Raw genomic sequence first — 10,698 nt, forward strand, 5'->3', positions numbered from 1 at the left:
GAGCACCGCACGCGGGCGCTCAATATCATAAATTGGAACGGGCTCGTGCAGGTCGCGGAATTTGACCCTTCCTACCTGCAACTCGGCTAATAGGCTGGAGACGAACCGCTCCAGCATTTGGCGGCCTCACAAACACACGTTGTTGCCAGCATCGGTCGAGCTACCTACCGTTGATGCATCGTGGGTCTCGACACCGGCCGCCCGCGCTTGTGAGACACTTGTGCTCCCGGCCATGCAGCGTCGAGAGCTTTATGCCCCGCTACTTCTTCGACATCCATGATGGCATCAACAAGCGCGATGAGGTGGGCACCGTCTGTGACGACATCCAGGCGGCTGCGCTCGAAGCCAAGCGCCTGCTACCATCAATCGCCAGTGACGAGATCCCGAAGGACGGTGAGCGCCAGACCATCACCGTCGTGGTGACGGATGAGAACGGACACGCCGTCTACTCAGCGGCTTTGACCTACGTCGGCACGTGGCTGCTTCGGTAGCGACAAGTCGACGTTCGAGCCGCCTTCGACTTTTCAACTTCGAAAACGGAAGTGGCGGTCCTGCTTGTGGGGACAAAGGCAGGACCGCCGCAGCGGTTCGGGGGGAACAGCCGGCTGCTTAGGCAGCATCGATGAGAATGTACCAGACAGGTTGCTGAAGAATGAGCAACGGCCAGCATTTCGTAGCAGTCTCATCAGACTGGATCAGTCTCAGCCACGGTTCCGCGTGCAGCCTCCGACTCTACAAATGCGATGCAGAGAGGTGGTTCGGTTTGTCTGAACAGCGACCTGGGCTTGGATAAGTGGAGTCCTGCCAGTTTCAGGCGGCCGCGGGATGCGGCAGCCTGTCGAAGTAGGCCTGGTCGGGTGTCTGCCGGCCGAGGCTCGAATGAGGCCTGCGCCCATTGTAGAAGGCGAGATATCGGCCGATCGAGGCACGGGCCGTGCTGACGGTATCGTAGGCGTGCAGATAGATCTCCTCGTATTTGACCGACCGCCATAGCCGCTCGATGAAGACGTTGTCGCGCCACGCGCCCCTGCCGTCCATGCTGACGGCGATATCGGCCTCCAGCAGTACGCTGGTGAAGGCGTGGCTCGTGAACTGCGAGCCCTGATCGCTATTGAAGATTTCCGGCTTGCCGTGCCGGGTCATCGCTTCCTCTAGAGCCTCGACGCAGAACTCAGCCTCCATCGTGATCGAGAGGCGCCAGGACAGCACTCGGCGGCTGAACCAATCAATCACGGCAGCAAGGTAGACGAAGCCGCGGGCCATCGGCACGTAGGTGATGTCCATGGCCCAAACCTGATTGGGTCGATCGATCGTCAGCCCGCGTAAGAGATACGGGTAGATCTTGTGCCCCGGCGCAGGCTTCGAGGTGTTCGGTTTGCGGTAGAGCGCTTCAATCCGCAGGCGCTTCATCAGCGTCACGACATGGCAGCGTCCGATCGCGATACCCTCCTTGTTCAGGAGATCCCGCAGCATCCGGCTTCCCGCGAAGGGAAGCTCAAGATGCAGCTCGTCCATCCGCCGCATCACGGCGAGATCGGCTACCGGGATCGGACGTGGCAGATAATAGACGCTGCCCCGGCTGATCCCGAGCGCCTTGACCTGACCGGCGATGGGGAGATCGTGACCGCGATCGATCATCGCTTTGCGCTCAGCAGACCGGCCTTTCCGAGCGCACCGGACAAAAAATCGTTGGTCAGCGTCAACTCGCCGATCTTGGCATGCAGCGTCTTCACGTCGATGGCCGGGGCCGCCTCCGGCCGGGCCTCTGATCCGAACACCCCGGCAGCCCCATCGAGCAGCTGGGCTTTCCAGGCCGTGATCTGGTTGGGATGGACATCGAACTGCTGGGCCAACTCGGCCAGGGTCTTCTCACCCTTCAGAGCGGCCAGAGCCACCTTCGCCTTGAAAGCCGGAAGGTGATTCCGGCGCTGTCGCTTGCTCATCGTCGCTCCTGATCCGCGGCCATCCTGGCCGCCGTCAGGCAGAAATTCCACTCAGCCCCCTGTGCAGATTCCCCGAGCCACCTCTGCAGTGAGCGCGAGACTGAGGGTTCGCAATGGTGTCAAAGGCTTGCACAAGCGCGAGCGTCTCGGCTTCCCGGAGAGCCGAACCACCCTCGCCAAAGAGAGCGGTCACAGGTTGGTTCAGAGCGCGAGCGATGCGCTCCAAATTATCGCGCACTATGGCCGGGTCGCGCGGTGTTTTTGACATGGATCATATATAGGGTTTGGCATACCAAAGTCCCGCTTAACTTAACGGCATGCCGGCCGCCTTCGGCCCGATCTCGCTAGCTAGGTGTGTCCCTATGATTTTGAGCGCCTTACCAATCGTCTCGATGTCAGTATCATCACCCGTTGCACAAGCTTCTAAGTAAGCAGCAATCAAATTATCAACGAGGTGGCTGATTGCCTCGTCATCCATTGCGAGTAGAGGGTTTTGGACAATTTCCTGTTCTGCGCCGTCTATTGAACGCTCGGGAAGTGATCTTAGTAACGTACGAGATTTGCGGATCGCCTCCCGGGATGCATCGATGATCGAGCGAGACGATTGCAGAACGCCCCAAGAGTGGTTCAGTCGCTTGCGCGAATGTTTAAGTTCGCTCTGAACAACTTGATCAATGAATACATGCTTAGGCATAAGCGATTTGTCCGCTGCTAGACTAGCAACATTCTAAGGCGCGTTGCTCTAGAGAGCCGCACCACAGTCAACATTATGGTTTTTGCCTTGTTCCCTCGCCTTTTGGATAAAGATCGGCAATGGGACCGGTAACTTAGTACAAGCGGTTATCCGGATCAGGCGAGGTCATGTTCCGCGCCAGCAGCCTCCCTGCCGTCATCAGCGGGATTACGAGCGACGAGCCTGCTCCTTTGCCGCCCTCGATCATGGAGCGGATGCGCGCGGCCATGTTGTCCATCGCGAACGGCTTCGTCAGCACCGCCATGCCCGGCGGAAGCGTCCCATTCCCGAGGATCGCGTTCTCCGCATAGCCGGTGATGAACAGCACCTTAAGGTCAGGGCGATGGTTCCGCGCCGCGTCCGCCATCTGCCGCCCGTTCATGCCGCCAGGTAGGCCCACGTCCGTCACCAGCAGGTCGATGCGCACATCCGATTGCAGAACCTTGAGACCCGTCGCGCTGTCACCCGCCTCGATGGCCACGTAGCCGAGATCTTCGAGGATGTCGGTGACGAACATGCGCACGGTGGGCTCGTCGTCCACGATCAGCACGGTCTCGCCGGCCTGCGAGCGCGGGAATTCCACCATCCGCTCGCCCACCGTCTCGTCCTCGACCGCTCCGTAGTGCCGGGGCAGGTAGATGCAGACGGTCGTGCCCTGGCCGACCTCGGAGTAGATGCGGAACTGCCCGCCCGACTGCTGGGCGAAGCCGTAGATCATCGACAGCCCTAGCCCCGTGCCCTCGCCGATGGGCTTGGTTGTGAAGAACGGCTCGAACACCCGTGCGACCACCTCCGGCGGCATGCCGGTGCCGGTGTCGGTCAAACTGAGGGCGAGATACTGCCCTTCCGGCATGCCGTGCTGGCTCGCCGCCCGCTCGTCCATCCACTTGTTGGCCGTCTCGACCGTGATGCGGCCGCCTTCCGGCATCGCATCCGGTCAAGCCTTCGCATGGTAGACCGCGAGAAAGATCCGGACCGCCTCGTCGACATGGCCTTGCATGCGCTCGGTGCCGACATCGTCCCTATGGGGAATGAACAGGCGCACCGGGACGATATTTCCGATGATCAGTCCGATGAACATATTCGCTGCGAGTTCTGGGTCGTCCCCGATGAACGTGCTGCGGGCCTGGGCGTCCTTCAGGTATTCTGTCAGCTTGTGCAGCGTACGACCGGGGCACATGGCGTAGAAGGCTTCACCCAGGGCGGGATTACGCGAGACCTCGGCGACGATGATGCGTGCAAGCGCCGACATTTCCGGCATGACCATCGATTCGTAGAGGTTCGTCCCGACAGCCTTGAGGACGGTTGGCAGCGGCCCGGTACTTTCGAGGTCGGTATCGATCCGCTGTCGGAGTTCGAGCGTACGATTGCCCACCACCTCGATGAACAGGTCATCCTTCGAACCGAAGTGGCGGTAAACCGTCTCGGTCGAAGCGCCGGCTTCGACCGCCACCAGCCGCATCGTGGTTTCGGTAAAACCGTGCTTGAGGAACACCTGTTCCGCGACCGCCGCGATCTCCGCACGACGCCGATCGCCGCGTGGAACACGAACTCGCGAGCGCTTTTCCGAACCGACCGTTTCGCTTGACATAACCACCTGTTTCTAGATTAGAAACGAAACGTTCGGTTCAGATGTTCCTATCGGCTTCGGATGGGCGCGTCCACATCATCTCGCTGAGAGCTTAGCGAGGGCAAAGGCTTACGTTCCCCGCCATGCGCGAAGACGATGTAGACGACTTCCGATCGCCGACGCGGTCCGCAAGCCGACGGGACATGCTTGATGTCGGCTCGATGCGGCGCGCAGGGGCCCGGTACGACGACAGCCATCCCGACGCCGTCGACGGGCGGCGGCGCCCCTCCGACGAAGGTGCGCGTCCGAACCGGGATAGGTCCGCTCGGGACGACGACGACCGATCTGCGGCTGACCGCCGTGACGACGAACGGCCCCACCGCAGCCGCGACGAGCAGGACCGTCGCGACCAGAGGTCGGACGCCGGACGTGACCGAGGCCGGAGCGAGGATGCCGACAAGCGAGAAGCCAAAAAGAAGTCGGACGCAGACAAGGGCGACGACGAGAAGGAGGACAAAAAGAAGTCGGACGACGACGAGGACGACCAGCGGGCTCGGAAGAAACGCCGGCCGCTGGTGATCGGGATCGCCGCCGTGGTCCTGCTGCTGCTGGCCGGGGGCGGTCTGTACTACTGGCTGTCCACCCGCGGGAAGATCAGCACCGACGACGCCTACACCGACGGCAACATCGTCAACGTCGCCCCGCAGGTCGCCGGACAGGTCATCGCCCTCGACGTCACCGACAACCAGTTCGTGCACAAGGGCGATCCGCTCTTCCGCATCGACCCGAGGCAGTTCGTCTTCAGCCGCGAGCAGGCCCAGGGCCAGCTCGACGCGAGCAACGCCCAGATCGCCAGTCAGAAACTGGGCGTCGAAATCGCCAAGAAGAACTTCCCCGCCTCACTTCAGCTTGCGCAGGCCAACCTCGATTCGGCCAAGGCCAACCTCGCGCTTCAGCAGGCCAACTACGACCGGCAGAAAAGCCTTCCGAAGCTCGCAACGACGCAGCAGGAGGTCGACACCACGGCGTCGAACTACCAACAGGCCAAGGCGCAGGTCGAGCAGGCCCAGGCCCGCCTCGTCCAGGCGATGCCGGTGCAGCAGAACATCGGCCAGTCCGAGCAGCAGGTCGACCAGCTGAAGGGCCAGGCCGAGCAGGCGAAGGCTCAGGTCGACCAGGCCAACCTCAACATCGAGTGGAGTGTGGTGCGCGCGTCCCAGGACGGCTGGGTCACGAAGCGCAACGTCAACGCTGGCGACTACCTCACCGCCGGGCAGCAGGTCATGTCGCTGGTCACCACCGACGTCTGGGTCACGGCCAACTACAAGGAGACCGAGCTCGACGGCATGCGCCCCGGGCAGCGGGTCAAGGTCACCATCGACGCCTACCCTGACCTCGACCTCCAGGGGCACGTCGAGTCGATCCAGCGCGGGTCGGGCTCGAAATTCTCCGCTTTCCCCGCCGAGAACGCCACCGGCAACTTCATCAAGATCGTCCAGCGCGTGCCGGTGAAGATCGTCATCGACAGTGGTCTGCGGAAGGACGAGCCACTGCCGCTTGGCGTCAGCGTCGAGCCCACGGTGTTGCTGAAGTGAGCGGTGCATCCGACGGTTGGAAGCCCGCCCACAACCCCTGGCTCATCGCCATCGCGGTGACGCTGGCGGCGTTCATGGAGGTGCTCGACACCACCATCGTCAACGTGGCCCTGCCCTACATCGCCGGGTCGTTGGCGGCCTCCAACGACGAGGCGACCTACACCCTGACGGCCTACCTCGTGGCCAACGGCATCGTCCTGACCATCGCGGGCTGGCTGTCCGACACCATCGGGCGCAAGCGCTACTTCCTGATCTGCATCGGCATGTTCACGGTCTCGTCGTTCCTCTGCGGGCTGTCGCAGAGCCTCGGCCAGATCATCATGTTCCGGTTGATGCAGGGCTTCTTCGGCGGCGGCCTTCAGCCGAGCCAGCAATCGATCATCCTCGACACCTTCCCGCCGGCCAAGCGCGGGGCCGCCTTCGGGGTGACGGCGGTGGCGACCGTCGTCGCACCCGTGCTCGGGCCGACGCTGGGCGGCTACCTCGTCGAGCATTCGACCTGGCGCTGGATCTTCTTCATCAACGTGCCGGTCGGGATCTTCACCCTCTTCGCCAACGCCTACCTCGTCCAGGATCCCCCATCCGAGAAGGAGAAGCGCTCACGCGGCCTAGATTACGTCGGCCTCGGGCTGATCATCCTCGGCATCGGCTGCATGCAGATCATGATCGACCGCGGCGAGGACGACGGCTGGTTCGGCTCGCCGTTCATCCGGACCATGGCGGTCCTCGCCTTCCTCGGGATCTTCGGCGCCATCTGCTGGCTGCTCACCGCGAAGAAGCCGATCATCGACCTGGGGGTGTTCAAGGACAGGAACTTCGCCGTCGGCTGCCTGCTCATCGGCGCCGTCGGGGCACTGCTCTACGCAGGGTCCGTGCTGATCCCGCAGTTCGCCCAGCAGGTGCTGGGTTACACCGCCCTCGATTCGGGCTTCATCCTGTCCCCGGGGGGCGTCGCGGTCATCGTGCTGATCCCCATCGTCGGCATCGCGATGAAGTTCGTTCAGACCCGCTACATCATCATGTTCGGGTTCGCCTTCATGGGCTGCGCGATGTTCTATTCGAGCCGGATCGCGCCCGACATCGACTTCCGAACACTGGTCCTGATGCGCACCTTGCAGACGGCGGCGCTCGCCTTCCTGTTCGTGCCGATCTCCACCGTTGCCTACCTGACGCTTCCCCAGAAGTACCGCAGCGACGGATCCGCCCTGTTCTCGATGTTCCGAAACGTGTTCGGCTCGATCGGGATTTCGCTTTCCACCGCCGCGGTGACGGAGCGGACGCAGTCCGATCAGGCCCACCTCTCGGCGTTCATGACGCCGCTACGTCAAGGCTACAACACGCTCATCCAGGAGAGCGAGCACACGCTCAGGTCGCTCGGACGCGCGGCCTCCGTGGTGCATCAGCAGGCCGTGGCGCACACCTACCAGACCTACATCAAGCAGGCTCAGGTGCTGGCCTACAGCAACGTGTACCAATACACGGCGCTGCTGGCGTTCCTCGTCGTGCCGCTGTGCCTGCTGATATCGGCCAAGACCGCGCAAGGCGGCGGCGGAGGACATTGAGATGACGCTTCGCCGATACCCTGAACGACGCACCTATGCGGCGCTCGTCGCCTCCGTGCTCGGCCTCGCCGGCTGCACGGTGGGCCCGGACTTCGCCACCCCGACGACCCCGCTCGCGGAGTCGAGCGACTACCTCGACACCGGACTTCCGGTCCGTCGGGCGGGACGTCTCCTGTCGCGCACGACCGAGGCCGAGCCTGACGTGGCGTGGTGGCAGGCCTTCCGGGACCCGGTCCTGTCCCAGCTTGAGGACCGCGTCGCCGCGCAGAACCTCGACGTGCAGACCGCGACCGCCCGCCTGTTCGAGAGCCGGGCCCAGCTCGGGAGCGCCGCCGCCGCCGGGCTGCCGACAATCAATGGCCAGGGCAGCGCGTATCGCCAGCAGTTCAGCAAGAACGGAACGATCGGCCTCCTGTCGAACTCGCTCGGAAGTCTTGGCGGTGGCACCGGCGGCAGCAATCCGACGGCGCCGCTGACCAACGGGTTCGAGAGCTACACCCTCGGCTTCGACGCATCGTGGGAGCTCGACCTATGGGGCAAGGTCCGCCGCTCGGTGGAGTCCGCTCAGGCGCAGGCGGACGCATCGGCCGAGCAGCGCCGCGATGCGCTGGTATCCAGCCAGGCCGAGCTGGCACGCGACTACGTTCAGCTGCGCGGGACCCAGGAGCTGATCCGGATCGACCTCGCCAACATCCGGGTCAACGAGCAGATCCTCGACGTCGTCCGGGTGCGTCAGCAGAAGGGTCTGGTCACCGGCCTCGACACGTCCAACGCCGCCCAGCAGGTCGAGGCGATCAAGGCGCAACTGCCGCAACTCCAGCAGCAGGAGATCCAGCAGATCAACGCGATCTCGCTGCTGCTTGGCGAGCCGCCGCTCGCCCTGTCCCAGGAACTCGTGGCTGGCCGGGCGATCCCGCCGGTGCCGCCGCGCGTGCCGGTTGGGGTGCCGTCGAGCCTGGTCCTGCGCCGCCCCGACATCCGTCGTGCGGAGGCCAACCTGCATTCGGCGGTGGCGGAAATCGGCGTGGCCGAGGCGCAGTTCTTCCCGAGCGTCACGCTCACCGGCAGCCCGACCGTGAACTCGGTCGATCCGGGCAAGCTGTTCCGGGGCTCGTCGCTGCAGTACATGAACATCGGACCGTCGATCTCGATACCGCTGTTCGAAGGCGGGCGACTGAAATCGAACCTCGTCCTCCAGCGCGCCCGCCAGCAGGAAGCGGCGATCGCCTACCAGAAGGCGGTGCTTCAGGGCTGGCACGACGTCGTCAACGCCTTGGCTTCCCTGCGCGGCGACGAGGCGCGCCGGGGCCGCCTAGCCAGGCAGGTCGCCGATGCGCGCCAGGCGCTGTCCCTGTCGCGGGCGCGCTACACCCAGGGCGTCGAGATCTTCACCACGGTGCTGCAGGCGTCGCAGACGGTGCTTCAGGCGGAGACCAACCTGTCCCAGGCGACGGCGGCGATCTCCACCGACTTCGTCGCCCTATCCAAGGCGCTCGGCGGCGGCTGGGAGACCACGTTCCCGAGTGGCCGGACGCCTCCGCTTTCCCTGGCGAAGGTGGGGATCCCCGTCTCGGATGTCGTACACGGCACGCCCTTCGACCAATGAGCGGATGCCAGGCGAAAGCGAGCGGGATGCACGCGCGGGACGGCCCGGGGCACCCGAGATGATGCCGTAGGCGTCACGCTTGAGGGGGCGGGACCATACGAGGCAAACATATCATGTCCTTCCGTCTAGCTACCCCGATCTTACTCGCCGTGACCCTGGCGAGCCCGTCCCTGGCACAACCAGGATCTTCGTCTTCCCGACCGACCATGTTGATCCACGGCAACTATTGTGGTCCGGGCAACAAAAGTCCCCTGGCTCCCATCGACGTCCTGGACGCCGCCTGCGCCCGTCACGACGCCTGCACACCGGACGATGCCCTGCCGTCAAAGGCCTGCAACCGTCGCCTTCAGGTCGAGGCGGAGCGGATTGCGGACGACCCGGGCCAGCCGACCGAACTCCGAATGGTTGCCGGTGTCGTCGCCGCCGGTGCCGCCATGATGCCCTTCGCCGAGGCGGGACGGATGACACACCGCGCCGTCACGGGCGGAGGCGGCGACTGACCGGCGGCGATGCCCCGAGGCGATTGAAGCGTATCGCACCTGATGCTCCTCGTCATCCAGTCAGACCCTCGATGGCGCTCCCCCGCCGGATCCCGAGACTCCTCCACCCGCCACGACCGGGATCTCGTCGAGCCGGGTCGTGTATCGTGGTGAGCGTATCTCGCATTTCGTGGACCACCCCCGCGTAGGAGCGAACCCTGCGGCGGCCGGAACGATCGATCCGCGCCCGAAGCGTCGGTTGCAGACGTCGAGCGCGGCCATCAGCGCGGCACCCTGCTCGCAGGCGATCTTGCCGAGGCCTGGCATCGCCCGCTGGGAGGCGTGGAGCGGCAGGAGGTCGGTCGTGACCACGCCGGCCTTGGAGTAGCGGAAGCCGCTCCGCCAGGTCCGCCGGACGCCGTGCAGTGCGGCCTTCACCAGAACCAGCGTGTCGTTGCTGGCTTCGTGCAGGGTCCTCACCGTCGAGACCGAGCGTTGCGGTCGGGTCCGGTCGTGCTCCGAGGTGTGTGAGCAGACCGTGACGTGGTCCGTCCCAAGCCCCCCGGCGCAGCTTCTCTCCGAGCCGGCTCGCGTGGGTTGCGATCGCCTGCTCCATGGTGGCGAGATCCTCGACCCGGTCCGAAAAGCTGCGGGTGACGGCGCACCCCTTGCGGGTGGCGGTTACCTCCTCAAGGTCGAGACAGGCGACGCCGTGCAGCTCCTGCACGAGGCGCTCGCCCATCACCGCCATGGCCTTGCGCACCACCCGGGTATCGAGGTCGCCCACGTCGGCGGCGCTCTCACATCCAAGCGCTTCCAGCTTGCGGGCGTTCGCAGGGCCGATAGGCGCCCCCATGCGCGACGCCGTCCAGGCTCCGCTTAACTTAGCGACCCGCAAGCGGACGTTCCCAGGTCCCGCTAAGGGTCGAGAGCAGGCTCACCGATGATGTCCGCTTCCATGGTTCACAGCCCCAAAGCGGACTGACGGCAATCCACCCAACCCGGTCGTAGAGCGGACGGGTCCCGACCCGACCCTGCCATAGTAGCCCGTCGATGGTACTCCCGGGAGCGGACGTTCGTGGTCTGAGTGTTCAGGAAGCGATGACCTTTTGGCTTGCCTTAGAGCACACAACCCCGCCTCTGATCGCTGTCAGGCGCCAATTAGATCGTTCAAGGCCACAAAATGCCTGGGTCGTGTCCCTAGGCGTGG

At 64.3% G+C, this 10,698-nt stretch carries 8 protein-coding genes and 2 pseudogenes; 5 read left to right on the forward strand and 5 right to left on the reverse strand.

Features of this window, described 5'->3' with window-relative positions; all coding sequences use genetic code 11:
- The first annotated feature begins 251 nt into the window (after positions 1-251).
- A complete protein-coding gene (locus MFF13_RS25130; protein WP_147762520.1) occupies positions 252-491 on the forward strand; it encodes a DUF6894 family protein in 240 nt (79 codons plus the stop codon).
- Between the two features lie 319 nt (positions 492-810).
- Here MFF13_RS25130 and MFF13_RS25135 read toward each other — a convergent pair.
- The 4 genes and pseudogenes from MFF13_RS25135 to MFF13_RS26605 all read right to left on the reverse strand — a co-directional run bounded on the left by MFF13_RS25135 (position 811) and on the right by MFF13_RS26605 (position 4,267).
- Positions 811-1,943, reverse strand: a protein-coding gene (locus MFF13_RS25135; protein WP_147762521.1) for an IS3 family transposase whose coding sequence is annotated in 2 segments (ribosomal slippage) — positions 811-1,688 and positions 1,688-1,943 — 1,134 coding nt in all. Because the reading frame shifts where the segments join, the coding sequence is not laid out codon by codon here.
- Between the two features lie 304 nt (positions 1,944-2,247).
- A complete protein-coding gene (locus MFF13_RS25140; RefSeq protein WP_147762522.1) occupies positions 2,248-2,637 on the reverse strand; it encodes a hypothetical protein in 390 nt (129 codons plus the stop codon).
- Between the two features lie 133 nt (positions 2,638-2,770).
- Positions 2,771-3,610: pseudogene (locus MFF13_RS25145) on the reverse strand (response regulator); the annotation flags it as partial.
- 3 nt (positions 3,611-3,613) lie between these two features.
- Entirely contained in the window at positions 3,614-4,267 is a 654-nt protein-coding gene (locus MFF13_RS26605) for a TetR/AcrR family transcriptional regulator (protein ID WP_147762523.1), read from the reverse strand.
- 554 nt (positions 4,268-4,821) lie between these two features.
- Between MFF13_RS26605 and MFF13_RS25155 the strand changes: the two genes are divergently transcribed.
- The 4 genes from MFF13_RS25155 to MFF13_RS25170 all read left to right on the forward strand — a co-directional run bounded on the left by MFF13_RS25155 (position 4,822) and on the right by MFF13_RS25170 (position 9,509).
- Positions 4,822-5,841, forward strand: a complete 1,020-nt coding sequence (locus MFF13_RS25155) for an HlyD family secretion protein (protein WP_238273269.1) — start codon at positions 4,822-4,824, stop codon at positions 5,839-5,841.
- Positions 5,838-7,403, forward strand: coding sequence for a DHA2 family efflux MFS transporter permease subunit (locus MFF13_RS25160; protein ID WP_147762524.1), 1,566 nt, complete (start codon positions 5,838-5,840; stop codon positions 7,401-7,403). Before MFF13_RS25155 ends, MFF13_RS25160 begins: the two co-directional genes overlap by 4 nt.
- A gap of 1 nt (position 7,404) precedes the next feature.
- The gene (locus tag MFF13_RS25165; RefSeq protein ID WP_147762525.1) at positions 7,405-9,009 is read left to right on the forward strand and encodes an efflux transporter outer membrane subunit; all 1,605 of its coding nucleotides are present in this window, start codon (positions 7,405-7,407) and stop codon (positions 9,007-9,009) included.
- 206 nt (positions 9,010-9,215) lie between these two features.
- Positions 9,216-9,509: a phospholipase A2 family protein gene (locus tag MFF13_RS25170; protein ID WP_373322610.1), complete on the forward strand. Its 294-nt coding sequence runs from the start codon at positions 9,216-9,218 to the stop codon at positions 9,507-9,509.
- 60 nt (positions 9,510-9,569) lie between these two features.
- On the opposite strand, the pseudogene MFF13_RS25175 reads toward MFF13_RS25170, so the two are convergent.
- Positions 9,570-10,332: pseudogene (locus tag MFF13_RS25175) on the reverse strand (DUF4113 domain-containing protein); the annotation flags it as partial.
- Between the last annotated feature and the right edge of the window lie 366 nt (positions 10,333-10,698).

The sequence above is a fragment of the Methylobacterium cerastii genome (assembly GCF_022179125.1).
GTDB classification, from domain to species: domain Bacteria; phylum Pseudomonadota; class Alphaproteobacteria; order Rhizobiales; family Beijerinckiaceae; genus Methylobacterium; species Methylobacterium cerastii.

Excerpts from the sequence above, each read along its gene's own strand:
- MFF13_RS25165 (WP_147762525.1), top strand. The coding sequence starts at position 7,405 with ATGACGCTTCGCCGATACCCTGAACGACGCACCTATGCGGCGCTCGTC.
- MFF13_RS25170 (WP_373322610.1), top strand. The coding sequence starts at position 9,216 with ATGTTGATCCACGGCAACTATTGTGGTCCGGGCAACAAAAGTCCCCTG.
- MFF13_RS25140 (WP_147762522.1), bottom strand. The coding sequence starts at position 2,637 with ATGCCTAAGCATGTATTCATTGATCAAGTTGTTCAGAGCGAACTTAAA.
- MFF13_RS26605 (WP_147762523.1), bottom strand. The coding sequence starts at position 4,267 with ATGTCAAGCGAAACGGTCGGTTCGGAAAAGCGCTCGCGAGTTCGTGTT.
- MFF13_RS25130 (WP_147762520.1), top strand. The coding sequence starts at position 252 with ATGCCCCGCTACTTCTTCGACATCCATGATGGCATCAACAAGCGCGAT.